This window comes from Mycobacterium decipiens, assembly GCF_963853665.1.
GTDB classification, from domain to species: Bacteria; Actinomycetota; Actinomycetes; order Mycobacteriales; family Mycobacteriaceae; genus Mycobacterium; species Mycobacterium decipiens.
The window spans coordinates 2,498,243-2,524,944 of sequence record NZ_OY970459.1; the positions used below are offsets into that span (position 1 = coordinate 2,498,243).

Annotated in this window: 21 protein-coding genes, 1 tRNA gene and 1 pseudogene; 13 read left to right on the forward strand and 10 right to left on the reverse strand. The window is 63.3% G+C overall.

Translation table 11 applies throughout. The features are described 5' to 3' along the window. Positions 1–10: 10 nt before the first annotated feature. The 5 genes from scpB to AADZ55_RS11145 all read left to right on the forward strand — a co-directional run bounded on the left by scpB (position 11) and on the right by AADZ55_RS11145 (position 4,006). On the forward strand, positions 11–715 hold the full coding sequence (scpB, locus tag AADZ55_RS11125) for an SMC-Scp complex subunit ScpB (protein WP_085325846.1): 705 nt from the start codon (positions 11–13) through the stop codon (positions 713–715). Next, a complete protein-coding gene (locus tag AADZ55_RS11130) occupies positions 712–1,476 on the forward strand; it encodes a pseudouridine synthase (RefSeq protein WP_085325848.1) in 765 nt (254 codons plus the stop codon). The genes scpB and AADZ55_RS11130 overlap by 4 nt, the downstream gene beginning before the upstream one ends. A 62-nt stretch (positions 1,477–1,538) precedes the next feature. Next, positions 1,539–2,222, forward strand: a complete 684-nt coding sequence (gene cmk / locus AADZ55_RS11135; RefSeq protein ID WP_085325939.1) for a (d)CMP kinase — start codon at positions 1,539–1,541, stop codon at positions 2,220–2,222. Next, positions 2,219–3,610 carry a ribosome biogenesis GTPase Der gene (gene der / locus AADZ55_RS11140; RefSeq protein WP_085325850.1) on the forward strand — a complete coding sequence of 464 codons (1,392 nt, stop codon included), beginning with the start codon at positions 2,219–2,221 and terminating at the stop codon, positions 3,608–3,610. The genes cmk and der overlap by 4 nt, the downstream gene beginning before the upstream one ends. 322 nt (positions 3,611–3,932) lie before the next feature. Next, positions 3,933–4,006: transfer RNA gene (locus AADZ55_RS11145), tRNA-Pro, on the forward strand. A gap of 105 nt (positions 4,007–4,111) precedes the next feature. Here AADZ55_RS11145 and AADZ55_RS11150 read toward each other — a convergent pair. Further along, the gene (locus tag AADZ55_RS11150) at positions 4,112–5,977 is read right to left on the reverse strand and encodes a hypothetical protein (RefSeq protein ID WP_133056433.1); all 1,866 of its coding nucleotides are present in this window, start codon (positions 5,975–5,977) and stop codon (positions 4,112–4,114) included. A gap of 573 nt (positions 5,978–6,550) precedes the next feature. Between AADZ55_RS11150 and AADZ55_RS11155 the strand changes: the two genes are divergently transcribed. The 6 genes from AADZ55_RS11155 (at position 6,551) to AADZ55_RS11180 (ending at position 12,619) form a co-directional block, all read left to right on the forward strand. Next, entirely contained in the window at positions 6,551–7,018 is a 468-nt protein-coding gene (locus AADZ55_RS11155; protein WP_341286293.1) for a hypothetical protein, read from the forward strand. A 129-nt stretch (positions 7,019–7,147) separates the two neighbouring features. Next, positions 7,148–8,182, forward strand: a complete 1,035-nt coding sequence (locus AADZ55_RS11160; protein ID WP_165759419.1) for a radical SAM protein — start codon at positions 7,148–7,150, stop codon at positions 8,180–8,182. 136 nt (positions 8,183–8,318) lie between these two features. Beyond that, complete coding sequence (locus AADZ55_RS11165; RefSeq protein WP_133056434.1) at positions 8,319–9,473, forward strand: SagB/ThcOx family dehydrogenase; 1,155 nt, start codon at positions 8,319–8,321, stop codon at positions 9,471–9,473. Further along, complete coding sequence (locus AADZ55_RS11170) at positions 9,470–11,116, forward strand: YcaO-like family protein (RefSeq protein WP_085325859.1); 1,647 nt, start codon at positions 9,470–9,472, stop codon at positions 11,114–11,116. The genes AADZ55_RS11165 and AADZ55_RS11170 overlap by 4 nt, the downstream gene beginning before the upstream one ends. Before the next feature lie 300 nt (positions 11,117–11,416). Further along, entirely contained in the window at positions 11,417–11,611 is a 195-nt protein-coding gene (locus tag AADZ55_RS11175; protein ID WP_242670187.1) for an antitoxin MazE-like protein, read from the forward strand. Positions 11,612–11,908: 297 nt separating this feature from the next. Next, a complete protein-coding gene (locus AADZ55_RS11180) occupies positions 11,909–12,619 on the forward strand; it encodes a zf-HC2 domain-containing protein (protein WP_085325941.1) in 711 nt (236 codons plus the stop codon). Here the strand turns inward: AADZ55_RS11180 and AADZ55_RS11185 are convergent. The 7 genes from AADZ55_RS11185 to AADZ55_RS11215 all read right to left on the reverse strand — a co-directional run bounded on the left by AADZ55_RS11185 (position 12,616) and on the right by AADZ55_RS11215 (position 23,848). Continuing rightward, positions 12,616–14,874 carry a heavy metal translocating P-type ATPase gene (locus AADZ55_RS11185; protein ID WP_119185017.1) on the reverse strand — a complete coding sequence of 753 codons (2,259 nt, stop codon included), beginning with the start codon at positions 14,872–14,874 and terminating at the stop codon, positions 12,616–12,618. The genes AADZ55_RS11180 and AADZ55_RS11185 overlap by 4 nt on opposite strands. Positions 14,875–14,911: 37 nt before the next feature. Continuing rightward, positions 14,912–19,126 (reverse strand): AMP-binding protein, encoded by a 4,215-nt coding sequence (locus AADZ55_RS11190; protein ID WP_242670188.1) that lies wholly within the window; start codon positions 19,124–19,126, stop codon positions 14,912–14,914. After that, positions 19,113–19,346: an acyl carrier protein gene (locus tag AADZ55_RS11195; RefSeq protein WP_085325945.1), complete on the reverse strand. Its 234-nt coding sequence runs from the start codon at positions 19,344–19,346 to the stop codon at positions 19,113–19,115. The genes AADZ55_RS11190 and AADZ55_RS11195 overlap by 14 nt, the downstream gene beginning before the upstream one ends. A gap of 4 nt (positions 19,347–19,350) precedes the next feature. Continuing rightward, positions 19,351–20,958 (reverse strand): fatty acid--CoA ligase FadD10, encoded by a 1,608-nt coding sequence (gene fadD10 / locus AADZ55_RS11200; RefSeq protein WP_085325943.1) that lies wholly within the window; start codon positions 20,956–20,958, stop codon positions 19,351–19,353. Between the two features lie 26 nt (positions 20,959–20,984). After that, positions 20,985–21,539, reverse strand: a complete 555-nt coding sequence (locus AADZ55_RS11205; protein ID WP_085325862.1) for an FcoT family thioesterase — start codon at positions 21,537–21,539, stop codon at positions 20,985–20,987. Continuing rightward, on the reverse strand, positions 21,536–22,405 hold the full coding sequence (gene scoE / locus AADZ55_RS11210; protein ID WP_085325864.1) for a (3R)-3-[(carboxymethyl)amino]fatty acid oxygenase/decarboxylase: 870 nt from the start codon (positions 22,403–22,405) through the stop codon (positions 21,536–21,538). Before scoE ends, AADZ55_RS11205 begins: the two co-directional genes overlap by 4 nt. Before the next feature lie 72 nt (positions 22,406–22,477). Next, positions 22,478–23,848 carry a PPE family protein gene (locus AADZ55_RS11215; RefSeq protein ID WP_119185018.1) on the reverse strand — a complete coding sequence of 457 codons (1,371 nt, stop codon included), beginning with the start codon at positions 23,846–23,848 and terminating at the stop codon, positions 22,478–22,480. A 155-nt stretch (positions 23,849–24,003) separates the two neighbouring features. Between AADZ55_RS11215 and AADZ55_RS11220 the strand changes: the two genes are divergently transcribed. Then, positions 24,004–24,810, forward strand: coding sequence for a class I SAM-dependent methyltransferase (locus AADZ55_RS11220; protein ID WP_085325868.1), 807 nt, complete (start codon positions 24,004–24,006; stop codon positions 24,808–24,810). 18 nt (positions 24,811–24,828) lie between these two features. On the opposite strand, the gene AADZ55_RS11225 is transcribed toward AADZ55_RS11220, so the two are convergent. Next, a complete protein-coding gene (locus AADZ55_RS11225; protein WP_085325870.1) occupies positions 24,829–25,248 on the reverse strand; it encodes a hypothetical protein in 420 nt (139 codons plus the stop codon). Between the two features lie 2 nt (positions 25,249–25,250). After that, positions 25,251–25,974 (reverse strand): annotated as a pseudogene (locus tag AADZ55_RS11230) (glycoside hydrolase). Between the two features lie 93 nt (positions 25,975–26,067). Between AADZ55_RS11230 and AADZ55_RS11235 the strand changes: the two are divergent. Next, on the forward strand, positions 26,068–26,691 hold the full coding sequence (locus tag AADZ55_RS11235) for a hypothetical protein (RefSeq protein ID WP_242670192.1): 624 nt from the start codon (positions 26,068–26,070) through the stop codon (positions 26,689–26,691). Positions 26,692–26,702: the final 11 nt, after the last annotated feature.

The window sequence follows — 26,702 nt, forward strand, 5'->3', positions numbered from 1 at the left end:
AGCGGCGCTGGTGACCGAAGATATGCCCGATCACGATTTGGGCTATGGCATCCCGGGCATCCCGGAGATCGCTGAGCCCGCGGAGCTGGATGCCGACGAGCTCGGTCGGGTGCTGGAGGCGTTGCTGTTGGTGGTGGACACCCCGGTCAATGCCGACGCGCTCGCCGCGGCCACGGAACAGCCGGTCTACCGGGTCGCCGCGAAGCTGCGGCTGATGGCCGACGAGCTCACCGAACGCGACAGCGGTTTCGATCTGCGACACACCAGCGAGGGCTGGCGGGTGTACACCCGCGCTCGGTTCGCGCCCTATGTCGAAAAGCTGCTGCTGGACGGTGCGCGAACCAAGCTCACCCGGGCCGCGCTGGAGACCCTAGCCGTGGTGGCCTACCGGCAACCGGTCACGCGGGCGCGGGTGAGTGCGGTGCGCGGTGTCAACGTGGACGCCGTCATGCGCACGCTATTGGCGCGCGGTCTGATCACCGAGGTTGGCACCGACGCCGACACCGGCGCGGTAACGTTCGCCACCACCGAGCTGTTTCTGGAGCGTCTGGGATTGACATCGCTGTCCGAACTGCCCGATATCGCACCGCTGCTACCCGACGTCGACACCATCGACGATCTGAGCGAATCCCTGGACAGTGAGCCACGGTTCATCAAACTCGGTGGTGGTCAGGCGCCCGAGCAGACACTGTCGTTTGACGTGGACCGCGATTGATGGTCGAGCCGGAAGAGTTCCTAGAGACCCGGGCAGTCCGCCTGCAGAAAGTGTTGTCGCAGGCCGGGATTGCGTCCCGGCGGGCTGCGGAGAAGATGATCATCGACGGCCGGGTGGTGGTGGACGGGAAGGTGGTGACCGAGTTGGGCACTCGGGTCGACCCGGACGTTTCGGTGATCCATGTCGACGGGGCCAGGGTGGTCGTCGATGACTCGCTGGTGTACCTGGCGCTGAACAAGCCACGCGGCATGCACTCGACCATGTCCGACGATCGCGGCCGCCCGTGCTTGGGCGACCTGATCGAACGAAAGGTCCGGGGTACCAAGAATCTTTTTCATGTCGGGCGCCTGGACGCCGACACCGAGGGGCTGATCTTACTGACCAACGACGGCGAGTTGGCGCACCGGTTGATGCACCCCTCCCACGAAGTGCCCAAGACATATCTGGCGACGGTGACCGGGTCAGTGCCGCGTGGACTGGGCAAGAAATTGTGTTCCGGCGTCGAGCTGGACGATGGACCGGCGCGCGTTGACGATTTCGCCGTCGTGGATGCGATCCCGGGCAAGACGCTGCTGCGGGTGACGCTGCACGAGGGACGCAATCGCATTGTGCGCCGGCTGCTGGCGGCGGTGGGCTTCCCGGTGGAGGCCTTGGTGCGCACCGATATCGGCGCGGTGTCGCTGGGAAACCAGCGCCCGGGCAGCGTCCGGGCGTTGCGCCTCGACGAGATCGGCCAACTGTACAAGGCGGTCGGCCTGTGAGCGGAACGAACGCGGTGAGTGACGGGTACGAGACGAATGGGAATGCAGCGCACCAGCGGGCCGTGCGCGACGTAGTCATCGCGATAGACGGTCCGGCTGGAACCGGAAAGTCCTCCGTATCAAGGAAGTTGGCACGTGCTTTGGGGGCGCGATTCCTGGACACTGGGGCGATGTACCGGATCGTGACGCTGGCGGTGCTGCGCGCCGGAATTGACCCGGCAGACGCCGATGCCGTTGCGGCGGTCGCGACGACGGCGGAGTTGTCAGTGGGTTACGACCCCAATCTGAGCGGTTGTTCCCTTGCCGGAAAAGATGTTTCGACGGAGATCCGCGGTGATGAAGTCACCGCGGCGGTGTCGGCGGTGTCGGCCGTACCCGCGGTGCGTACCCGGCTGGTCGACCTGCAGCGCGCCATGGTCGAGGGCCCAGGCAGCGTCGTCGTGGAGGGCCGCGACATTGGGACCGTGGTGTTGCCCGACGCGCCGGTGAAGATCTACTTGACCGCGTCTGCCGAAACCCGGGCCCGGCGCCGCAACGATCAGAATGTCGCGGCGGGTCTGCCCGACGACTATGACGCGGTGTTGGCCGACGTGCGCCGGCGCGACCATCTCGATTCCACCCGGGCGGTGTCGCCGCTGCGAGCGGCTTCGGACGCGGTGGTCGTCGATACCAGCGCTATGACCGAGGCCGAGGTGGTCGCTCACCTGTTGGACTTGGTGACTCAGCAAAGCGAGGCAGTACGGTGATCCAGGACGGCACCTGGGCCGACGAAAGCGATTGGGAACTCGAAGATTCGGAGGTCGGGGAGTCCGGACCGGCGCCTGTGGTGGCGATAGTCGGTCGGCCCAATGTCGGCAAGTCGACTCTGGTCAACCGGATCCTGGGCCGCCGCGAAGCGGTGGTGCAGGATGTTCCCGGCGTGACGCGTGATCGGGTGTCCTACGAGGCGCTGTGGACCGGACGGCGGTTCGTCGTCCAGGACACCGGGGGATGGGAGCCCGAGGCCAAGGGCTTGCAGCAGCTGGTGGCTGAGCAGGCGTCGGTGGCCATGCGCACCGCGGACGCGGTGATCTTGGTGGTTGATGCCGGCGTCGGTGCCACTACCGCCGATGAGGCTGCCGCCCGCATCTTGCTGCGATCCGGCAAGCCGGTGTTCTTGGCCGCCAACAAGGTTGACAGCGAGAAAGGCGAATCCGATGCGGCGGCCCTATGGTCGCTGGGGCTCGGAGAGCCGCATGCGATCAGCGCGATGCACGGCCGCGGCGTCGGCGACCTGCTCGACGAGGTGCTCGCCGCATTGCCCGAGGTAGCGGAGTCGGCACCGGGGGGCGGCGGTCCGCGGCGGGTGGCACTGGTCGGAAAACCCAACGTAGGCAAGAGTTCGTTGCTGAACAAGCTGGCCGGTGATCAGCGGTCGGTGGTGCACGAGGTCGCCGGGACGACGGTCGACCCGGTGGATTCGCTGATCGACCTGGGCGGGAAGGTCTGGCGATTCGTTGACACCGCTGGACTGCGTCGCAAGGTCGGTCAGGCCAGCGGGCACGAGTTCTATGCCTCGGTGCGCACCCACGCGGCCATCGACACGGCCGAAGTGGTCATCGTGCTGATCGACGCCTCGGAGCCGCTGACCGAACAGGATCTGCGGGTGCTGTCGATGGTCATCGAGGCCGGGCGGGCGCTAGTGCTGACGTTCAACAAATGGGACCTGGTTGACGAGGACCGGCGCGAGCTGTTGGAGCGCGAGATCGATCGCGAACTGGTACAGCTGCGCTGGGCGCAGCGAGTAAACATCTCCGCCAAGACGGGGAGAGCCGTGCAGAAGCTAGTGCCGGCGATGGAGGGCGCGTTGGCGTCCTGGGACACCAGGATCGCGACCGGCCCGCTGAACACCTGGATCAAGGAGGTGGTGGCGGCGACGCCACCACCGGTGCGCGGTGGTAAGCAGCCACGTATCCTGTTCGCCACCCAGGCGACCGCCCGGCCACCGACGTTCGTGCTGTTCACGACCGGTTTTCTGGAGGCCGGCTACCGACGGTTTCTGGAACGGCGACTGCGCGAGTCGTTCGGGTTCGAGGGTAGCCCGATCCGGGTCAACGTTCGGGTACGCGAAAAGCGGGCAGCCAAGCGCCGCTGAGTGCTGCGATCGGCACGGTCCGCGCCGCGGCAACCGCTGTGCGTGGATACCGCGCCGAGGGGCGCACGGTACATCCGCCACGAGGCGAAACGTTGCCTGGTGCCCAACTACGTGGATAACTTCGTCTGCGGCACAGCGACCTTGACGGTTTCCGCTCGACCTGTCGTCGCAGTTGCCCCTGCCCTATAGGAAGAACGCGTACTGGTCGATGCACTGGGTCCGGACCGGGCAAGCTGGCTCTCAGGTCGAGTAGGCCGTCGCGGGCCTGGGGTGCGTCTACGGTAGGCTTTCGACCTGCCGCCGGTGGCGTCACCGGCAGCACCGGGCTGTGGCGCAGTTTGGTAGCGCACTTGACTGGGGGTCAAGTGGTCGCAGGTTCAAATCCTGTCAGCCCGACTTAGAGAAATATGTCTTGACCTGCCAATATGCACTCGCCGTTGGGTGAACAGCCTGTCGCGGTTTGACGACGCGGCACTCTTTTGCGGGATGGGCATGCCTGCGCTAGTCGCGACGGCTGGCACGGACCCGGTAGTCGAATGAGATGAATAACCGCTGACGATTGGCGCCCCGCCACCTCTCAACCGGCGGGAACTGGTGAACTGTATAGGGCGGCCGATAGACGATCTGGCCGGTCATGCCTGGTTGTGCCGTGCCAAGGCTCAAAAAGTCGATCGCCGCGATCTTCCAGTCCCCGCCAGAATCTTGCTGCAGCCGAACGACCCCGTCTTGCTCATCGAGGAAGAACTCGGTCGGCGGGCCACCCAGAACACAGTCGATCGAGTGGCAACCTCCCAGCCAGAGGAACGAACCAGGATCAGGCCGGTGTGGCGGAGGACTCTGCCATTCGCTCTCGTTGAAAGTGGTCCCCGCGCACCAGTCGATGTGTGCGCCCTGGCGCTGCGTGTACCGATCTTTTTCGTCGACCCGAACCGTCACCATCAGTTGGTTCTCGTCGAAGTCGACTCCGAAGATCTGCCGGCATGCCGATGTCATGCGAGCGAGCACATACAGGCTAACTGGCGTGGCCGATTTGATCGCATACGCATAGGGTTTCGCCGCGAATGTAGGTTGGTCCGCAAAATCGAACGACTCAATGCGCCAACGAACGACGTCAGGGGTGTGTTCGTCGACCACCGGTCCCAGCGGGAGGATCCGCCTGCTCGCAAAGCGCACCGTAGCGGTGGCGCGCCGGCGGTCACCGGTATTTGTTCGAACCCCGTGCACCATTGTTGGTGGGTCGACGTCGTTACCACCTACGCGCGGCCGTGGGCCAGGATGATTTCCTGGAGAATTCCGACGCGTTGCTCGTGCCGCGGGGTGGTGTGATCCGATGTCAAGGAGCCGGCTCGATACCCGGTCGATGGTGGCGCAGCGGGCATCGTGATCGTGATGATCACCGAGTCGAACGGCTCTGTGCCAGGATCGCCGCGCTAATTCGTCTGCCCGCTTTTGCCAGACGGGCAAACGCCCCGATCCCTCGGCGCACACCGCGACAAACCACGCCTCGAACACCTCGTCGCCTACGATGCGCGAAGCATCGTAGGCCGATGCAGCCCAATGCATAGCCAACCGCTCGTCTAGCTGCCACATCAGGGCGACGATGTGTTGCAGGACGGCGAGTTCCCACGGGCGTACTGTGCTCCCCAGAAGACGTCGTGCCGTCAAGTCGAGGATGGCGGTGTCGACGAGTTCTGCACCGCCGCGAGCCAGGTTCAACTCCGCGAGCCGGACGTCGCGCACCGCCGCCAACGGTGGTTCGGTTGCATGCTGCCAGTACACGTCGGCGACGGTGCTCCCCGCTTTACCGACGAGACGATCAACGATCAGGTGCGCCTCATCCAGCATGTGGCGCAGATGGAGCTCGCACTCGTAACCATCGAGCGCAGAGGCGATCTCGTCGATGCGGTCATACGCGCCGTCACGCAGGGCGCAGAGCAGGTTCTCATGGGTCCAGTTGTATCGCAGGAACTGTGGCAGCACCTCGACTTGGGTGAGCAGCTGGTCCCAGTCGCCAGGGGCGAGCGAGGCAGCGCCTATGGTTGCCGACTTCGTCTGCCATTCCCGGCGAAGGACATCGAGCCTCTCGACGGCCCGGTCATAGTGGCCCTCGACGCGATCCAGGCGCGCAAGGTTTACCCAGGGCTGGAACGCGTAGGCAATCACGCCCCGGTTGTTCCCAGCACAGGCCATCCTCTCGAGCCAACCGATCTCAGTTTCGCACAGTCGCCGCGCCAGATCCGTTCGGCCGAACATTGCTGCCAGCAGCGCCCCCAGATTGAAGCACTTGACAACCGCATAGACACGGGCCAAACCGGTGTCATCGGCTTCGGGCGCTGAATCGAGTTGACGTTCAATTGATTCCACCATCCACGGCAGCGCAGGTCGTAAGGCGTGGTCCAACGTCGCAAGCAGGTTCAAGGGCACATTCTGCATTACACGTACTCCCGCAGCTCAACTTTTGGTATGTGGTGCCGAGTTCGGCCTGTAGCTCCTCCGGGCGTCAGCCGAGCCGGAATCACCGGCCGTTGAAATCGCAGATAGCTCCGTCCAACGTCGCATGAAACGTCCGCAACGGAAAGCGAATCTCTGTTGTTCTGAAGTCTGAACTGGAATAGAGGGGCACAGTTCGTACGGTGTCGGAATGGTAGGTGACTGCTCAAGCAGCGACGATCCGAGGGTCGTGCCGCCAAGTTGAGGTGCGAATGCGCTCCGCATGTGTGTAGTTTGTCACGCCGCGGCTACAGGCGCTCTCGTCAGGCGATGAACCGGCTACGTGGGCATTATTGACGGCCGCGTGGACATTATTGACGAGTCAACGCGACCCGTTGACAGCGCTGACACGACCGTATTATGCTCATGTTCACATTGCGCTCACACGCATTTTCAGCTAACGCGTTCTAGCCAAGTTGGCGATCGCGTTATCGGGGAGGGGAATGTGGTATGGCCGGTGGGGATTATATTTCTCCTGCAGATATCGATTTCGATGACCAGGGCCGGGCAATAATTTCTAATCCGGCAGTCGTGAAACGGTTACGTGAATTGGGCAGCAACGACACGATTAGCGCCGCGGCCAGTCTCGAACTCAAGAATGTCGGCTGCTGCAGCGTAACCGACGAGTTGCGCAAGTCGGCCAAAGATTTCGCCGAAGTTGAACTTAAGAATGTTGGCTGCTGCAGCGTAACTGATGAGTTGCGCAAGTCGGCCAAAGATTTCGCCGAAGTTGAACTTAAGAATGTTGGCTGCTGCAGCGTAACTGATGAGTTGCGCAAGTCGGCCAAAGATTTCGGCGAGCTCGAACTCAAGAATGTTGGCTGCTGCAGCGTAACCGACGAGTTGCGCAAGTCGGCCAAAGATTTCGCCGAAGTCGAACTCAAGAATGTCGGCTGCTGCAGCGTAACCGCGGAGTAGCGCAAGTCGGCCGAAGATTTCGCCGAACTCGAACTCAAGAACATCGGCTGCTGCAGCGTCGACAGGCCCCGAGTCCCTAATACAGCAACACTCGGTGGCAGAGGCGCGGTCGAGCCAAAGGAGCTTACCGTGACGATCCTGCCTGTGCGCGACTACTGGACGGCCGCGGCGGATGCATTCGCCGCAGACGCACTTGAATTGACACTATTGCCTACAGAGCAGTGCAATCTTCGTTGCACGTACTGCTACGAAACATTTGCAGTCGGCCGGATGGAGGACTGGGTCGTTGCGGCGGTAAAGGAGTTGATTGCCCGTCGGGTGCCCGAATTGCGCCGACTGACACTAGATTGGTTCGGCGGCGAACCGCTGCTGGCGATAGATATTATTGAGGAGATCAGCGGACTGGCGCAGATTTTGTCGCACGCCAATCCTCTTGTCGAGTACCGGTCTTCGATTACCACAAACGGCGTGCTGCTCACCGCCGATTACGCGCGGCGGCTTTCCGCGGTCGGTGTGGACCACCTACACGTCAGTTTGGACGGGCCGGCACCAAGCCACGATCTGACTCGCAAGCTGCGGGGAGGGCGGGGCACATTCGAGCGAATCCAAACAAATCTGTACGAGATTCGCGCTAGTGATGTCGATACGCACATCGACCTCCGAGTGCACGTGACTCCAGCCAACGTCGACGTTTTGGACGAGTTCACGACGCATCTGATCGAGACCTTCCTCGACGACGAACGTTTCTCGGCATACTTCTTCCCCATAGTCGACCTGGGTGGCCCCAACCAGGGCGACTTTTCGGTGCTGCGTCCTTCTGAGGCGTCCGCTGTGGTGCAGCGGTTGTCGGTACGTGTGGCGGAGGTACAACGACGAAAGCCTAAGAAAGGCAAGGGCTGTGATTCCTCCTATGTATGCTACGCCGCGAAGCCGAACGCCTGGGTAGTTCGCGCCGACGGGCGCCTCGCCAAGTGCACAGTCGGCTTCGAAGACGAGCGCAACAACGTCGGCCGCATCCTGCCCGATGGGTCGTTCGAGGTCCGCAGTGACGACGTGCGACCGTGGCTTCGGGGATGGTCGAACGGTGACATGCTGAGCTTGCACTGCCCATACGAGGAGATGCGCGACGACGTGCAAAACGGACTTGTCACCTCGCGGCGATAGCGCTATCGACACACGGGTCTTGTCATTCAGCCCGGGCAATCGGCATGCCCCGGTACGCGGTCGGGCGGGTTACATTGAAACGCCCACTGGTGCAGTACAACTGCCCAACCTGCCGCCAGCGTTCGAGACCCTCCTGATGCGGCTGCCGCTGCCATCGCCGTTAGCTACCGGCGGTTTCGCTGCCATCGGCCCGGAAGCTGTGGCGGTGATTGCGGCGCTGGGCCGCTCGCGCATCGTTGAGGAACAAGTCCTATCCGGCGACGGCCGGGTACTGGCAATAGCGCACTGTCCGACGCTTGCAACGGCGAGCCAGCGTACCCGACAAGTTCGACTGCACGAGTCGGTGTTCTTGCGGCGCGGGCGCATCGGCTGGACCCTCTATCGTGCCGATGGCGCGCCTCATGTCGACATCGAACCTAGCGCCGTCGACTTTGCCCGGCTTATCGGCGCGCCGGAAGCGAGCGACCTCACCGCCGTCGAAAGACTGCTTCTCGACAATGGTCTGCTTATCGATCTCACCGGCCATGCCGAGCGGAAACCGGTATGGGAGTTCCATGATGAACTGTTGCACTCGGTGTCCGTGCATGGTGCCGCCACGGCCATCGCTTACGGCGCGCGCCGTGAAGCCAGTCTCCCTCAGGCCCCGCTGAACGGCACCGGCAGCAATATCAATACTCACCCACTGCCCGAACCAGAGGCATGTACCACTCCGCTGGACGAAGTATTCGTAAAGCGGCGGTCCTGCCGTGTTTTCAGTGCCGAGCCGCTGAGCGCCTCCGCGCTGGCCACCATCCTCGGTCTGGCGCTCCGCTCGCACTCCGCCCATGTAGCCAACACAGGCGACATGGTTCGGCATTCCTATCCGAGCGCGGGAGCTCTCGACGAAATCACCACAGTGGTCGCCAGCACCGGCCCCTTCGCCGGGGTGAGCATATACCGGCACGCACAGCACCGACTCGAAATCCTCCAAGACTCGACTGTGCGAGCGCGGGAGCTGATCGAGACATTATGTGCCCCTTGCGGAATCATCAAACCGCTGCCCTGCATCGGTCTGGTATTCGCCGCAGACTACGCGGTGATGGCCGCCAAGTACGCGAGCATCGCCTACGCCAACATCCTGCGCGACGTCGGTGCCGTCTATCAAACCGTCTCACTGGCCGCCACTGCGGTCGGTGCCGGCAGCTGCATTGTCGGCGGTGGCTGGGGCCAGCTCGAGCGGCAGTCTGTGGCCGGGCTTCATGAGAATCAGGTTGTTGTCGGCGGCATGGTCCTCGGAGCGCGGGGACAATGACCAACGCAACAACCACACGACGCGTGACCGGGCACCTCATCGACAGCTTTGTCGTGCACATCGAGACCGATGGCGCCGACGTCGTGATAAGTCCATTGCTCGGCGACGGCAGGCTGTGTGAGCGGTGCTGGCGGCGCCGGCGCGCAGCGGCGATTGACCGACAGCGCCTGACGGCCGCCGAAGCTGAAGCGAACTTGGCGGCGGCTCTTGACCAACCTGTCACAGACTCGCAGTGGAGCACCTCGCAGCGGAGTGAAGTCAATCGGCATCTCGCCGCGCGCACGGTCGATGCCCAACGGGGTCGTGCCGAAATCCCATATCAACTGGCCAGAATCGCGTCTGACGGCTATGTCCGCGTTGAGCCGGTTGTGCCGTTGCCGGAATGCCCGACGTGTTGGCACGCTGCCGTTGAGCCGCCCAAGCTACGCGCGCCGCAGAACATAGTGGGTGAAACCGCGGGCATCGTCACGACCATTAAAGAATTGCCCCCTGCGGAGGGTGAGCTGCCGATGCCCCATGTGATGATCGTCCGCTTGGCCAATAGTTCGCTGAATCCAGACCGGCCGATCTGGACGGGCGCCTCTGGCAAGGGCTGGAGCAAGCCCGACGCGATTCGGTCCGGACTCGGCGAAGCCGTAGAGCGCTACTGTGCCAGCGTCGTTAGCGTGCCCGTGGTCACCGCCTGCCACGCTGAGCTTCCGACCGCGGTCGATCCTGCATATCTGAGCGGCATGAGTTCGGCGGCAGCTGCGGCCGCAGGCCAGGATCCGACCGCGCCACGCCCGTGGGTCGCTGCTCGAGTGATCGACGGCGCGCAGGAGCACGTGTGGGTACCAGCCGCATCGGTCTATCTGAATCTGCCCCCTCGGTGGCGTACCCCGCGCAGTGCCCCGATGTCGTCGAACGGTCTAGCCTGCGGGGTGGATGAGGCTAGCGCGATCACGTCGGCGTTTCGCGAGGTCATCGAACGACACGAGTTCTTTTCGGTCTGGTACGGACTGAGCTCCGCCTGCGAGGTAGTCGCGGACAACGCGCTGGCTCCGGAATTGCAGGACCCGTTCGCAGCGCACGAGTTGCGGCTGCGGGTACTTATTCTCGGCGAACGCGATGGCGTGGTCGTTGCCTCCGCGTCCTGTTGGCCGCGCAGTCCGTCGCCGAGCAGGCCTGGATTCACGCTCGGTTTGGGTGCCGGGGACGACGCCGCAAAAGCGATGACTAACGCGGTCCTTGAGCTGGCTCAGGTCTACCGCGGTTTGAGCTGGGCCCTTCAACTGCCGTCGATGATCGGCCGCGCACGTTCACTTGCGGCGGGTCGCATCGTGCCCGTCGAACCGTATGACCACGGCCTGCTGTATTCGCAGCGTGACGCCTCGACAGTGCCGTGGCCGTTCGGCTTGGGCGCTCGCCGTGCGTGCCGAACGGTCGGAACCGTTTCTAGCGTAACCGATTTCGGCCAGGCGCTGTTCGTAGATCTAACGTCGAAGGATGTGCTGGAATCGGTGGGGTGGCGGGTCGTCCGCGTCTTGGTGCCCGACGCTATCCCGTTTCATTTCGGCACCCGCACGATCCCTGACGCCCGTCTGTACTTGTCGACCGCGCAGCGTATCGACTTTGCAGGCCCACTCCTGCATCCGCTGGCTTGAGACCTTTGTGATGTCGGCCAATGTCTCGAGCCCGGCGCGGTGCCCCCCAACAACGGCCAGGGCTTGGATCACTAAACGGGTCCGGTCGGGTCGGCCATAAGCGTCGTCATCATCCGGAACCTGTAATCAACATGGGCATCGGACTACCAGTTGCCACCGTGGCCACAATTCATGCCGCCGTTGCATGCAACAGCGTGACATGCAACACAACAGTCGAGGTATGGGTGCATCATCGACACGGCGAGCCAGCGAATGCCGCCAACGTATGCGTGAACGTGGCTACCGCCTGTGCAGGTGTGAGTGCCCGACGTTCGGTCGCCACAGTTTGCCGAAGCGGCGCACAGAGAAGCGCTGGCGCTGGCCGAAGCCGACCGGAACAGCGATGACATGGACTTCGTCGAGGCGATCTCCGCCCTGGGTGACCACGGGGAAACCGTGGTGAGCTCTGGACCGTCTCGGGGGGTTGCTAGGCGGCCAAGCCTCGCCCGGCGCTGATCATTCAAGACGATCTGTTCTCCGCAACCGAATCGGTCATTCGTCATCCCATTGACCAGGACTGTGGCTGACGCGACCATAGCGCGAATCGCGGTACCGATGACCACCGGAATCGCTCGACCTGGCTACGCCGTGATCGACAAGATCACCACCATCCGCCGGTCCAACCTTGGGCAGCGGGTTCGGTCGCGTATCCGCAGCGCTCATGGCGGACATCGAACGGTCGCTCATGGTGTTTCTCGGCCTAGCCTGTTGACCGATGGGAACATTCCGTCGGTATTGCGCGACTATAGAGAGGTGAACTGTGAAGTGGCCCGCGAGGCGCTCTCCGCCCGACTCGACGGCGAGCGGGAGCCGGTGCCCGCGGCACGGGTCGATGAGCACCTCGATGGGTGCGCCGCTTGCCGCGCCTGGTTCGATCGGGTGGCTAGCCAGGCTAGCGACCTGCGGGGGTTGGTCCAGCCGCGGCGTGTTGGCGCACCTCTTGGCCCGCTCAGGATCCGGCGAGTGCCGCCGCGGAGACGGATACGGATGAGTTGGCAACGATGGGCGTTGTTGGCCGTGGGCATCGCGCAAATTGCGCTGGCGGTCGTGCAAGGGGTGGGCCTCAACCTCGGGCTGGCACCCGCGCACGGCATGAGTTCTGGGCACCACCTGCTTAACGAATCCACATCCTGGTCGATCGCACTCGGTGTGATCATGGTGGGCGCGGCGGTGTGGCCGGGTGCCGCTGCGGGTCTTGCGGGTGTCTTGACGGTGTTCGTCGGTGTCCTAACGGTCTATGTTGTCGTGGATGCATTGTCCGGCGCCGTCACGACCACACGGATCCTGACGCACATCCCGGTGGTGATCGGCGCGGTCCTGGCGACCATGGTGTGGCGAAGCATTGCTGCGCCGCGGCCGGCACCGGATAGCGCCGCGGACGAGCCCGATATCGTGTTGCCCGACAACGCAGCCCGTGGCCGGCGCCGCGGTCATCTGTGGCCTACCGATGGGTCGGCGGCCTAGTCACGCTCTAGAGCACTAGTGGCCCCGAAGTTCCGCAACCGCAAGCTGTTCGAGACGACGAAGAACGACGAAAACGCCATGGCCGCACCGGCAATCACCGGGTTGAGCAGTCCGGCGGCGGCGATCGGGATTGCGGCGATGTTGTAGCCGAATGCCCAGACCATGTTCATTTTGATGGTGCGCATCGTCGCTGCGGCCAAGTCGAGCGCCAGGGGCACAACCTCGAGGTTGTCGCGGACCAGGATGATGTCGGCGGCGCCGATCGCGACGTCGGTGCCGCGTCCGATGGCCACACCCAGATCGGCGGATGCGAGTGCGGGACCGTCGTTGATGCCGTCCCCGACCATGGCGACCACCCTGCCGCGGTCGCGCAGCTGCTCGATGACGTCGACCTTGCCTTCGGGCAGGACATCGGCGATCACCTCGTCGATACCGACCCGAGCGGCCACGGCGGCCGCCGATTCTGGATTGTCGCCGGTCAACAGCACGGTTCGAAAGCCGCGCTTGTGCAGTGCCGCAACGGCATCGGCTGCCGAGTCCTTCACCGCATCGGCCACCGCGATGACCCCGCACGGCTCACCGTCGACCTCGACGAAAACGGCTGTCTCACCACGTGATTCGGCGCTACGCCGGGCCGCGACCATCGTCGCCGAGCTGCGCGACGAGGAAGCGATCCATGATGGTTTGCCCACCCGTACCGCCCGCCCCGCCACCGTGCCACAAACTCCGCGCCCGGGTACTGCGCGGAAGTTCGCCACGTGTTCCCGCGCAATCCTTGACGTGGCGATCGCCAGTGCGACGGCGTGCTCGGAGGCCGCTTCCAGCGTCGCAGCCAGTTCGAGCACCGCGTCGGCTTGCCAGCCCGGCGCCGCCACCACCGCGCTGACCGCCAACTGGCCCGTGGTCAGGGTGCCCGTTTTGTCGAAAACGACAGTGTCCACTGCCCGGGTGGCTTCCAGACAGTGCTGGCCTTTGAGAAATATCCCGAGCTGGGCGCCGCGACCGGATGCCACCATCATTGCGGTCGGGGTCGCCAGTCCCAGGGCGCACGGGCAGGCGATGACAAGTACGGCAAGTCCGGCCGAGAACGCCCGATCGGGTACACCGCCGGCGATGAGCCATCCCACGGTGGTCAGTACCGCGATCGCGAATACGCACGGAACGAACACCGAGGCGATGCGGTCGGCGAGCCGCTGCGCGTCGGCCTTTTGCGCCTGCGCCTGCTCGACGAGGCGAACCATTCCGGCGAATTGGGTGTCGCGACCCACCGCGGCGGCCTCCACGATCAGCCTGCCGTCGAGTACCGTCGTGCCACCGACGACCTTTGCGCCGGGATTCACCCGGACCGGCTTGGCTTCGCCCGTCATCGCACTCATGTCCACCGCGGCCGACCCGTCGACGACGAGGCCATCGGCGGCGATTGTCTGACCGGGGCGGACCACGAAGCGCTGCTGTTCGGTAAGTTCGTCGGCCGGGATGACCATTTCCGAGCCGTCGGGCTGCAGGACTGCGACGTCTTTAGCGGTCAGCGCTGCCAGGGCACGCAACGCGCCGCCGGCCTTCGACTTGGCGCGGGCTTCGAAATACCGTCCCGCCAGCACGAACACCGTGACCCCCGCGGCGACTTCGAAGTAGACGGCGTCGCTTCCCAGCAGCGCTTGCCAGACACCCGCGTGCTCGATGGGCCGCCGACTGCCGAAGACGGTGTAGAGCGACCACACCGTGGCGGCGGTGATGCCGACGGAGATCAACGTCTCCATGGAGGCGCCCAGCGCGTGCGCGTTGCGCAGCGCGACTCGGTGGAATGGCCACGCCGCCCAACACACGACCGGGATGACCAGTGCAGTCAGCACCCACTCCCAGCCGGCGAAGCGGGTGCTGGGCACCACGGCGAACATCACCGACATGTCGGCCAAGGGCACGAACAATACCGCGGCGACCGCCAACCGGATCAGCAGATATCGCGCGTGATCGGCGTCGGGATCGGCCTCGCCCGCACCGCCGGCGCTGCGCGGCTCGGCTTGATATCCCGCTCGCGCAACCGCCTCGCACAGCGCGGTGGCCTGGGTGTCCTCAGCGGCGTCGATAGTTGCCATTCGGGTGGCGAAGTTCACCGACGCCCGCACTCCCGGCAACTTGTTGAGCGCCGACTCAACCCGCCTGGCGCACGCTGCGCAGGACATCCCGGTGACCTCGAGTTGTACCCGATGCACGCCTACGGGGCGCTCATCGGTTGCCGCGGTCGTCGCCGACATCTTTACCGTTCACCTCCTGTGAACCCGAGCTCACTGGTCACTGTGACCATCCATTTGCCAATAGTGCCCGAACCGACTGTGGTGTCGCGGTGAGCTCGGCAACGGGGTCGACCCCAACGGCGATGGTCGGGCGCTCCGCCAGGTACTCAGCATAGGAGCGGGCACCGAGCGTCATACCCAAGGTGACCCACGCATCGACCACCGACCACCTGCGCGGATGCTTCTTCGCCCAGTCGCTTTGATCCAGCCGATGCTTCCACTCGGGGGGGTCGAGTTCGTCGAGCCCGTACCCGCGGAGGAACTCCGCGTATGCCACCGCTTCACCGCGTACGACGCTGATTCCCCGTCCCAACTCGGCCGATCCGCCCAATTCCGGCAACAGGCCCAACACGGCCTGCGCGGCGGCTCGGCCCGTGGTGATCTCTTCGGTCAATGTCAACCAAGGATAGGCCCGCAACGCGATACAGGCATCGACGACCGAGACCAGAACGTCGGCGGAATCGTGCAATTGATAGTCCTCGCCAAGTACCCGGGGCAGGCGTACCAGGGTGAAATCGAGTGCGTGCGGCGAGCCGGCCACGACCAGCTCCGCCAGTGCCTTGGATGCGGCATAGGGATAGGGCGCGGCACGGGGATCGGTGACTCGCGGCGCGGTGACATCCGCATTGACGACGAACGTCGACAAATGCACCAACCGGATATTGCGGCGCGCGCATGCCGCGGCGATGGTGGAGACAAGCTCCACGTTGGGCGACCGGATTTCGCGGTATGGCACGAGCACGTTGGTATTGCCGATGCAATTGACGAGGGTTCGGGCGTCCGTGTCGGGCATTAGTGCGTCGAGTTCTCCTGGGCCAAGCTGAGCGGAGATGTGTTCGATCCGAACCCCATCAACGTTGCGCAGAGCTGCCCATGGATCCCGGTCGGGGAGTTTTGATCTCGTGGCCAAGACCACTTCAGGACACGGTGCCCCGGACCGTCTCAGGTCGAGGACCGCGCGAGCGAATCCGGTGCCGAGAATTCCCGACGCACCCAGCACGAGGATTGCCCCGTCGCGGTTGCCGTTCGGAGGCGCTTCGACGCTCAACGCGGTAGGCGGATGGGGCCGCCACTGTGAAGCAAGATCGCGGTCAATCTCGGCGGCAGTCTCCGCGTCCATCCATGCATCGGCCCTCGGCGCTGCCCCGCTCAGGTTGGCCGTCAGGTTTGCGGCGGTATCGGCGCTGATCAGATCCAGAACCGATAGGTGCTGACCCAGATACTTGCGGGTGTCGGGGAGGATCCGGATCAGATCCAGCGAGCCGATCCCCTCGCCGAGCAGCGACGCGTCTACCGGGATGGCCCTGCCGAGGTGCCGGCTCCAGATGTCCGCGAGACCCGCCGCCCGTTCGCCCGAGCCGGAACGGCTTCGCACAGCATCCACGAACTGCGGCATCGTCCGCAGGGTGTCGCCGTCGACCTTCCCGTTCGGCTTCCGCGGGATATTCGGCACGCCGACAACGCAAAACGAGGACACCCCGAAGCTGACGAGAATCAGCCTGATCCGTGCCGCCGCCGCATCATCTTCGCCGCCTTCGCGGGTCCGTTGGGTCTGGAACCACACCCCCAAACTTGCCCTGAGAGCAAATTCGTGCAGCTCGACGGCGACATCGGATACCGCGGGATCCTCGGAGATGCGCCGGGCTACCGCAGCGGTGTCGACACGCTTGCCGGACACCTTCACGATGGCGTCTTTACGTCCGGAGAAGACCGGAAAACCGTCGGCATCAATAGTTACCCGGTCGGCGGTGGCGAACGCGCGGCGTCGTGAACCGTCAATGGTGGTCACGGTGCCGAAGCCGGGGCCGTCGATCCCGAGGTAGCCGGCGGAGACCAAGTCCCCGAGGATGACGACTTCACCAAAGGCGAGGAACACCGTGTTCGGTACTATCGGCCGGCCCAGACCGAGGCGGGCTCCGTCCGCCAGGTTCGCCCGGTCGCAGACGATCGGCAAATGGGTGACGACTACTGTGGTCTCTGTCGGACCATAGGTCGATACAAGCGAGATCCCCTGCGAGGCACCAGAATCGATCCACTTGTCGACGGCGCTGGAGCGGATGGCTTCACCGCCGACTACTATCTGCCGCAGCTGCGAGCGACGCATCGCGTCAATGGCATCGCCGTCCTCGCACAACAGCTGCCACACAGCGGTCGGTAGGTCGACAACTGTCGCCCCCTGGCCAGCGGCATCTCGTGCGAGCGCCTGCAAGTCACCCGCTCTCATGGCCGTGGATCGAACCAGCTTCGATCCACTGAATGCGCCGCCAAAGACCTCCTCGACACTGATGTCCGACGTCAACGGCGCGCACTGGAGGATGGCGTCGTGTGTTCCCCAGCCATAGGCGTGTCTGATCGCGGCGCAGAAAAGCGCGAGCGACCCGTGGGAGATTCGGACAAGTTTGGGTTGCCCGGTGGTCCCCGAGGTCGGCATGATGTACGCCGTTTTGGCGGCGAGCAGGGTGTCGTGTGCCACCTGTTTGATGCGCCCGTCGACGAGCTTGCGGAGTTCGTCCTCAACGCCCACCGCGAGCCGGGCAGCGGCGACGTCGACAACGTGCGCCGACACGCCATCGCCGTGCTCGGCAATTGTGTTCGCTCGCAATAAAACCTCGTCGGCGGAGTCGCAGACGCTGTAGCCGCAGCCAGCGAGGTGGCACGCGATCAGGAGGTCGATGGTCTTGTCGGTGTTGTCGTCGGTGAACACCAGGACGTCACCCGGCACGGCGCCGCTTTGCACCAACCACGCCACCCATGGGTCGACATAGCAACGCGTTTCAAGAGTTTGGTCGACGCCCCCCGAGGGGTCCAGGAACCAGGCGGGCGCTGCCGGCCGGTGTGTCTGGGGTGTTCCATCGCCGTGGTTGCGGGACCCGTCCGGGCCAATGCCGAACCACTCGTTGACGGTCATGGCGATCGGCTGCTCCCACATCGCCGCCATCGATTCCAATGCCGCGGCGACGCGTGCTGCGACCCTGGGGTGTGTCTTCCACTCGGAAAGATCCGCTCTGTTCCAGATGGACAGGCTAAGGGTGCGCTGGCCCTCGTCCAGAACACAGGCCACGGTCATGCCCTCGACTGGACCAATCGCCGTTGCCACCGGTGTTGTTGACAAGAATGGGCGAAGGCTGGGGGCGCATGGCTCTCGTATGAAATTGAGCGTCAACGCGTCCACCTGAGATGTCCGGTTGATCGCCAAATACATTCGGCGGTAGTGCTCCTCACGAAGCCACCGGCGTCTGACTGCCTTAACGTAGCCGCGGTCAACATTGCGAACGACGTCCTGTACCGACGCAAATGGGGGAAACCGGACCGAGTGCGCAACCGAGTTGACCAGACACGTCGCGACATTCAGATCAGCATCTCCGAACCGGTTGTCCACGGCGTGAACCAGCAGGCTCTCGGTGTTCTGCCGAAGGCTAGCGTCCACCGCTACCGCCGCCGCGGCCACCAGCACGTTGAGGGGGACCTGCTGTGCCTCCGAAAGGGTGAGGATTGTGTCATAGGCCTTGCCGGAGATCACTATTGATTCGTGCAGGACCCCCATGGCGGCGGTCCCAGAAGCGTTGGTTGAACCGTGACCGTACCCGCCATGGTGCGCCTCTTCGGCGAGCTCACGCTGCACCACGTCGGCGAGACGCTGCCGCGATTCCTCCGCCCTGGTCGTCTCGCGACGGTGTGCTTTAGTCAGCTTGGTCAGACCCACTATGACACAGGGGATCTCCTCCACCCATCCGGCTGCAAGGTGCCGTGCCAGATCATCCTCGATGATCCCCGTCGCGCCGCCATCAAGCAGGATGTGGTGGGTGTGCACGTCCAGGCCCAACACATAGCCGCTCTCGTCGGTCCGCACGGCATACCGCACGAGTGGCTTCGCGAGGATGTCAGAAGACCACGCGCGCTTGAGCTCATCGGCACCGCGAGGTATCTGGTCTGTCGGGTACGGATCGTCTGACCACACGCTCACGATGTCGCCGAGCTGCAGCCCTGGCACGAACTCCGGATAGCCACCTTCCGTCGGCGCATCGAGAACGCAAAGCTGCAAAGGGTTTTCGAGTATCGTTGCTTCCAGGGCCGCCTGGAATCGCGGCAGCTCCACTGGGTGAAACCGATAGCTCTTGCCGATCAGATACAAGGCGGGATCACTATCCTGCAATACGCCGTTGTAGATGTTCTGTTGCGACCTACTCAGGGGCACTCGATCAGGCGGGGTCACACAGACTCTCCAGCTCCCGAACCCAGCCCGCAATCGACAGGTTCTCCGCGAGTCGGGACGGCAGTTCGGATTCTCGGTTCACGCCGAGCTGCTTCATCAGGAGAACGAACCGCACCGAGTCGAGCCCCAGGTCCCTGAGATCGGTTTTGTCGCCGTCAATGAGATCGGATTCCTCGATGTACAGCACGGCGCAGACGGCGGCGAGGATCCGCTCCCGCACCGTCTCAGCCACGAACGGCCACTGCGGTTTTGTCGGCGCTTATCGCCGCTGCCAGCGACGCCCGCATGACCTTTCCGGACTGCGTTCGGGGAATATCCGCCACGATCACGATTGTCGATGGCCGCGCCATCGACTCCGAGTCACGTCGAAAGCGAGCCGCAATCGATTGCTTCAGCTTGCCGGCTGCTGGCTCGTCGAGGTCTGTCGACGGGACCACCGCCAGGCCCACCAACGCCCCGAACTCCGGATCGGGTATCTCGTAACACGCGGCGGCACGGACACCCACAACGCCCTCCGCAATGCGATCGACCTCGTCGGGCGCGATGTTGACGCCACCGGAGATGATCATCTCCGACGACCGGCCCTTGATATAGAAGAAACCGTCCGGGTGGCGCTCCAACAGGTCGCCGGTGTTCACCCACCCGTCACTCAGAACTTCTTGGGTGCGATCCGGATTGTTCCAGTACCCCAGCATGTTCGCCGGTGACCTTATCCAAAGCGTGCCGAACGTCGCGGACGGGGCAGCGCCGGGGGCGGTGGGGCCCCCGCCATCGGTACTAGCCGCATCCGCCAGATAGACGTCCACGCCAGGGTAGGGACGTCCCACAGCACCAGCCTCGATCTTGGAGATTGAGCCTTCATCGGTCGGCAGACACAAGGCGGTACAACCCGTCTCGCTCAACCCGTAGACCTGTGCGGTGCGGACCCCGGTGGCTTCAATGAATCGCACATCGGCTGCGATCGCCCGCGAACCGCCGTATCCCACTAGACGCAGCGACGGAAGCGTCGCGTCTGCGGTCTTGAGTTCGGAAACCAGTTTCGAAAGAAGAGTCGGAACCAGGCATGTCGTCGCGACCGCGTTCGCGTTGAGAATCTCCATTAGGGACGGCGTGTTCTCCCCCCCGGTGATACACAACCCCCCATGCATCAGGCAGGTGAGTATCCACCACAGTCCGCCGATGTGCGTCGCCGGCAGCGGTGAGTAGGTGGTTTCGCCGACGACCCAAGTGACCCAGTTCAATCCCTCCTTTTGCAAGATGTCCGGGATGGCGAAGAAGGTGCGATTGGCCAGCAGCACCGCCTTTGGATCACCCGTTGTGCCGCTGGTGAAGATCATCGCCAGCGGATCATCGGCGCCCTGCTGGGGGAGTCCGGCAACATGATCGGCATCCAAGCATTTACCGAAATCCATTGCAGCAGCGGATATATCGACCGGGATCGTCGGTATCGAGTCGAGCGTTTCGGGCAGCGAGGAAGATCCGATCTTGCTTCCGGGTGCAATGAGAATCGCGCCCGGGTCGGTGATCTGGCAGAACCGGCCGATGGTTGCCGGCGGAAGATTGCCGTCCGCCATGACCGCGATCGCGCCGAGTTTCGCGCACGCCAGCACCGAAAGATATGTCTCGGGTCCGTTGTCCGAAACGACGATTACCCGGGATCCTCGTGAAACCGCCTGCGTACGAAGCTTGGCGGCGAGCTTCGCCACTTCGGTGACAAGTTCGGAGTACCGCAGCGCGCTGGTGCCGTCGCAGCGACGCAAGGCGACCGCCTCAGGCCGCTGCCGCGCCTGCTGAAAGACTCGTTCCAGGACGGTAGGCGGCAAGTGAGGCATAGCCATGACCGCTCTCCTTTCGGGGGTCAGGGGATGTTCAGGGCTGCTAGTTCGATTTCGCCGGACGCGGCCCCGCCATATTCGTCCCAGAACTCGATGGCGCACGGGACGAGGAGATAACGCCACTTCCGTTCGATGACCTGCAAATCTCGACATAGCAAGCGGGCGGAAAACTTTTGGGGGTTGATCGGCTTTCTGAATCGCGATGAGGTGCTCCTGATCAACATGCTGGCGAGCTGGTGCCCGTAGTAGTCGTCGATCGACCAGCCCCGGAGTGCAGGAATATCCCCGTTGATGACGGCTGGCGCGAAAGCGCTGTAAGCGAGTTGGTTAAAACACAGCAACAATTCGACCGCATTGAAGTGTCCCGTGCTTCGAATATAGGCGGATTCGCCAATCCTAAAATTGCCATAGGCAATGACCGAATCGGCGGTAGCTTTGGATGCCGCGTCGATGAGATAGCGGCATCCTTTGTAGGAGTAGGGCTCCAACACTCTGCTGAGCAAATCCTCTGCAATCGGAACGGTGTCGGTGGCTTCCACCGCAGTCGCCTCGGCAGGAGTGAGATCGATGTGGGTCATACGGCGTACCCCGGCGTCTTGAGGCCATCCAGCATGGTCAGCCGGTAGGTCGTCAGAGTGCCTGAGGCTGTGCCGTGTTTCGCTCGGTGCATGAGAACCCGGTTGTCCCACAAAATGATGTCACCAACTTCGTAGTGTTGAGTGTGTATGAATGGCGATTTGTACTCGGGATCGAGCTGTCCCGTCGCGGCCATGAGTTCTTGCAGCACCGCCGGATCGAGCAGGTTCCCGTCTTTGTCCTCGATCTTGGTGGTGCCCGACGCGCAGATGTAGAGGATCTCTTGCCCGGTCTTCGGGTGCTCGATCACCGTAGGCCACTTGATCGGGGGAGTGGTCCGGCTGATTTCGTTCCAAACTTCGCCGATGGGCTTATGAACATCGCTCGGACGGATTTTGATGTGACGCCGAGGATCGTGGGTGCTAAATGTTCCCCGGACCGGGTCTCGCTTGGCGGGGGGGAGTGACTCCCACACCTTGTTGAGATCGATGAAGTAGGTTCCGCGGTCGTTTCCGGGTACTGCAAGAGGTAGAACCATTGAAAAGGCGAAAGGTTCCGGCATAAACATATAGTCGATATGCCAGAACGCGCCGGTCCGCGGAACCCCCTGGCCTTCCTCGGTGGAAGAAACAAAGATCTCGGGATACTCGTTGTGATGGTACATCGGCTCGTAATACGTAACGATTTCTCCGATTAGCCCACCGAGTTTTGTGAATTCCTTCGGAGATGGATGGACATCTTTTAGGACGACGAGCTTGTTCTCGTAAACTATTTCGCGGAGCTCGTCGGTGGATATGTTGTCCAGGTTTTTAGGATCAATCCCGGTGACCTGTGCACCGAGGCCCTCGCCTTTTACATTGAGCTTCATCGGCTCCGTTCACCCCATCCATTTCTTACGGTTTTGGTCATTGTGTAATGCAAAGTTCCCCTATTCGTGTCCCTATGTTTGGTCGGTGTCTTTTGTCCAGGTAATGGGAAGGAGCGGAACGGCTTTGCGTGTGCTGTCGGATGACAGTTGGACCATTCCGGCGGGCCTGCGGGTGGTTGTTGGTGCGGTACCGCTAAAGCCGAGCGGGCCGGCGCCCTGGCCACCCGTTGGGTCGTCCATTGTGACGGTCGCTTCCAGGAATTCGTCTCGGTAGCCGCGCACTTTGCTCTTGCTGCGCTTTTCGCGGCGGGCCCGGGCGGGTGCGGCGCCCTTTCGTGCGGCGGCGGCGGCGCCGACGTTGTCGGGGAGGGAGGCAGGGGATCTGGTGCCGGCTTTCGGGCCGAAACCTACACCGGGCGGTGCCAGAGTCGGCACGGCATAAGTGATGGTGAGCGAAGGGGCAGGGCCGCTAGCCGGAGCCGTGGGGGCCGCGGTTGGCGCGGGGTTGCCGACTTGTGAGCCACCGATGGGGGCGGCCGACGGGGCCAGCGCGACCGCAGCATTCATGCGGGAGCCAACGTGCGGGCCGGGGCCGGGTTCTGCGGGAGTGGGAGGTGTTCCGAGAGAGGGCTCTCTAATCAGCAAATAGGCCAGGGCGCTCAGAGCGCTCATCGCGCTCAATGCAGGGGTGAAAAATGGGAGAAGCAGGAGAGAATAGGACGCATAGTACGGGTACCAAAGAACGTCATACAAGAACAATGCAATTATTGCAAGCGCGACCGTAACGGCGGGGCTGAATCCGAATCTTTCGAAAAACTCAAGAAAATACTTGTATGGATTGGCAATAAAATCCAGGATATCCCTGATGAGTTGACCGATTGAAGTCAATACGTCCGCGGGGATACTTCGGGCTTCACCACCGGGGGCAAGGATGGCTGGCGCTGGTTGGATGGACGGTGCTACCGAGGTCGCGGCCTCGCTGATGGCCTGGTAGTTGGCCATGGTGTCGGCGGCTTGAACCCACATGCGGACGTAATCGGCTTCGTTGATGGCGATAGGGATGGTGTTGATCCCGAAGAAGTTCGTGGCGACCAGGACGCCGTGGATAGCGTGGTTGGCGGCCAGTTCCGCCAGGGTGGGCATGGTGACTAGGGCGCAACTGTAGGCGGCGGCGGCGGTGTCGTGCTGTGCGGCGATGACCGCGCTATCGATGGAAGTTTTCTCCAGCCAGGCCAAGTACGGGGTGTGCGCCGCAACGTACTGGGTGGTGCTGGGTCCCTGCCAGCTGCTGGCCTGCACGTCGGCCAATAGCTGGGCCAATTCGGCAGCCGTGTGCAGGTACTGACTGCTCAGCACCCTCCAGTGCGCTGCCGCGGCAAGCAATGCTCCCGGGCCTGGACCGGTGCTCAGCAGGGTCGAGTGCACCTCCGGAGGCATAGCCATCCATACCGGTGCACTCACAACTTGACCTCCCTACCGCATCGCGTCACCAGAGGAGTAGTCGGCGGAGCGGACAGAAAAGTTCCGAGCGCTCTTTAGATCCTCGACCCCGCGACTCGACAACGGTGCTCGGGTTGTGCACCACTACAGTCGGATCCATGCCAGTCATCGATGCCCGTCATCTCGACGGGATCTCTGAAACCGCGCTGCTCACACTGCATCAACGCGCTACCGAGGCCGCCCGGCCTGACGGCATCATCCACGACCCGATGGCCATCGCCTTGCACGCCGACCTCGCCTACGACTACCACCACTTCGGTCGGACACACCAGGCGACCGCCCTACGAGCGTTGGCATTCGACGCGGCCTCCCGGGCATATCTGGACACGCATCCGCGCGCCACGGTGGTCGCGCTGGCAGAGGGGCTGCAGACCAGCTTCTGGCGCCTGGACAACGGTGAGCTGACCTGGCTTTCGGTGGACCTGGCGCCGATCGTGCGGCTGCGCCAGCAGCTGCTGCCGTCATCGAACCGGCTGCGCCACTGTACCCAGTCGGCGCTCGACTACTCCTGGATGGACCGGGTCGACGATACCCACGGCGTGCTGATCACCGGCGAAGGTCTATTTCAGTATCTGGAGCGCGATGTGGTGTTCGACCTAATAGCGGCCTGCGCCAAACGATTTCCCGACGGTCAGTTGATCTTCGACAGCGTCCCCTGGTTCTTGAGCGCGTATACGCGACGCGGCATGAAGCTCAGCAAACACTATAGGGTGCCGGCGATGCCGTTCGCGTTCACCGCCAACCAGTATGACGAACTGCGCGCTATCCCCGGCATCTGCGCGGTACGCGAGCTGCCGGTGCCGCCGGGGCGTGGCAAATTCCTGCGGTGGGCTATTCCGCTGTTCTACAGGCTGCCTCACCTCGATCGGCTCCGGGCCCCCACAACACTCGTCGAATTCGGTTGATTCGCAACTAGGCAACCACTAGCGGAAATATGATTCGTCCCACTTCTCCATACGACGTTTGCGTACCGCATCGAGCTTGTGGTTAAGCGCTGTCTGCTCATTTTCGATGGCACGACCGGCATTTCGCACGGCGTTGTAGACGATGTCGTCTAGCTTGCACAGATCTTGTGCGGACACGTCGCTCGATACGAAAACCGAGAAACGAATGCAGTCGTCAACCACCGAAATGTCGATCTTTGGTGACGGTTCCAGTTGGCGGTGGAAGTGTTTGGCTAGTGCTTGGATCCAGTATCTTGGCCAACGTGGAACGGGCCGCAGGTCGTAGACGACGATCGCTTGTTCGCCGTTGTAGACGCCGATTGGCGCGTCTGTTCGGCTGAAGCGTGGTTGCTGCGCTGTCCGCTCGTCCGGCGGTTCGTTCTCGTCATTGCCCACCATTGTCAAGCGGGCGGCGTCGGGCTCATGGATCCGATGAAGTAGGTTTCGCGCCCGGTTGGATATCCACCGCCGTCGGTGGCGATATGCACGTGGTCATAGTGGTTGAGGGTTTCGGAGCCGTAGTCCGCCGTCCAACTCGGTGCGCCGATGCCCGGGTAATAACCCTGCCGCCAGATCACATGCAGCACTCCCCATCGTTTCGCATTCGCCAAGGCAAGCCCGGCGATTTGGTTGCCGAGCTGGATTCCCTCATCGCTGTGATAGTTCGGGATCATCACGTCGATCGCCAACCCGTTGGGGTGCCACTTCAATGGATCCTGCCGAAACCCGAAGATGTTGGTGATCTGCGGAAATAGCACGCTGATGGCACGGGCCGCCCAGATGGTCTTGACCTGCAATCCCTCCTCCGATGCGACGCCAGTAGGTAACGCGAACCGGAATTCCTGGGCAGCGACCGGCGCGCTTGCCGCCAAGAGGTCCGCCTGTGTGGGACGGGCGAATTGTGGCGCACTGGGCGCAGCTCCCGGAGCTGCTGCGGTCACCGCCGGGGTCTTTGGGCAGCATGGACGCTCGGTGTCTTTGCCCTGGGCATAGAGCATGGCGGCAGAGACGACGAGCGAGGCCGTGATTGCCAACCAGCGGCCCCGGCCGTTGGCTAACAGGTCTTTGCCCACGGACAGCACTCTAGTGTCGGGTGCGACGCGTGTGGCAGTCTTTGTTATCGATTGGTTACCGGTACGGCGGAGTACAGCCGACGGCGACCGCCGCAAACGGCGGCTGAATGCATTTGGCTGTCCCTCTAGGAGGCAGACGGTGAGTATGGTGCGGACATCCTTTTTTGGCAGCTTCGCGATAGTCATGTTGGCGGTCGTTACTGGGTGCGGCAGCGACGACAACTCCGCTGCACCGTCGACGGCATCACCGGGTTCAGCCGCGCCGACGACCGCGGCGGCATCACCGAGCCCGGGGAGCCCGCCGGCGAGCCCACCGGGCGTCGAACCCGAATACAGCTCATTGCTGATTAAGGCCAGCGACATCGGCCCCGATGCCTGGGCTGATGGCCCGCCGATCGCGAATCCGGCCGGCGTGGTGGGCGTCGGGCAGACCTTCAAGAACCCCGACGGCAAGCGCACGATCGTTGTCACGCTCGCGGTCTTTGCCGATCCATCCGAAGCGGCGCACATGGTCCCGGCGATGAGAGAAACTCTCAGCAAGAAGGTCGCTGGTGAACCGCAGCCGGTCGACGTGGGTTCCGACGGGCTGATGGTCGCGGGTGTCGCGTCCGAAAAATCCATGGAGGTGTCCGAGGTGGTGTTCACCGCGGGGAAGGTGCTTGTCGATCTGGAGTTCGACAGCTCTCTGGGCAATCCCACACCGCCGGATGTCGTGCTCGACGTTGCCCGCAAACAGGACGCCGCCGTCAGGAACGGCTTGCCCAGCTAGCGCAGCTTGGG

Excerpts from the sequence above, each read along its gene's own strand:
- AADZ55_RS11150 (WP_133056433.1), bottom strand. The coding sequence starts at position 5,977 with ATGGTGGAATCAATTGAACGTCAACTCGATTCAGCGCCCGAAGCCGAT.
- AADZ55_RS11155 (WP_341286293.1), top strand. The coding sequence starts at position 6,551 with ATGGCCGGTGGGGATTATATTTCTCCTGCAGATATCGATTTCGATGAC.
- AADZ55_RS11165 (WP_133056434.1), top strand. The coding sequence starts at position 8,319 with ATGCGGCTGCCGCTGCCATCGCCGTTAGCTACCGGCGGTTTCGCTGCC.
- AADZ55_RS11170 (WP_085325859.1), top strand. The coding sequence starts at position 9,470 with ATGACCAACGCAACAACCACACGACGCGTGACCGGGCACCTCATCGAC.
- AADZ55_RS11185 (WP_119185017.1), bottom strand. The coding sequence starts at position 14,874 with ATGTCGGCGACGACCGCGGCAACCGATGAGCGCCCCGTAGGCGTGCAT.
- fadD10 (WP_085325943.1), bottom strand. The coding sequence starts at position 20,958 with ATGCCTCACTTGCCGCCTACCGTCCTGGAACGAGTCTTTCAGCAGGCG.
- AADZ55_RS11205 (WP_085325862.1), bottom strand. The coding sequence starts at position 21,539 with ATGACCCACATCGATCTCACTCCTGCCGAGGCGACTGCGGTGGAAGCC.
- scoE (WP_085325864.1), bottom strand. The coding sequence starts at position 22,405 with ATGAAGCTCAATGTAAAAGGCGAGGGCCTCGGTGCACAGGTCACCGGG.
- AADZ55_RS11215 (WP_119185018.1), bottom strand. The coding sequence starts at position 23,848 with ATGGCTATGCCTCCGGAGGTGCACTCGACCCTGCTGAGCACCGGTCCA.
- AADZ55_RS11220 (WP_085325868.1), top strand. The coding sequence starts at position 24,004 with ATGCCAGTCATCGATGCCCGTCATCTCGACGGGATCTCTGAAACCGCG.
- AADZ55_RS11225 (WP_085325870.1), bottom strand. The coding sequence starts at position 25,248 with ATGGTGGGCAATGACGAGAACGAACCGCCGGACGAGCGGACAGCGCAG.
- AADZ55_RS11235 (WP_242670192.1), top strand. The coding sequence starts at position 26,068 with ATGGTGCGGACATCCTTTTTTGGCAGCTTCGCGATAGTCATGTTGGCG.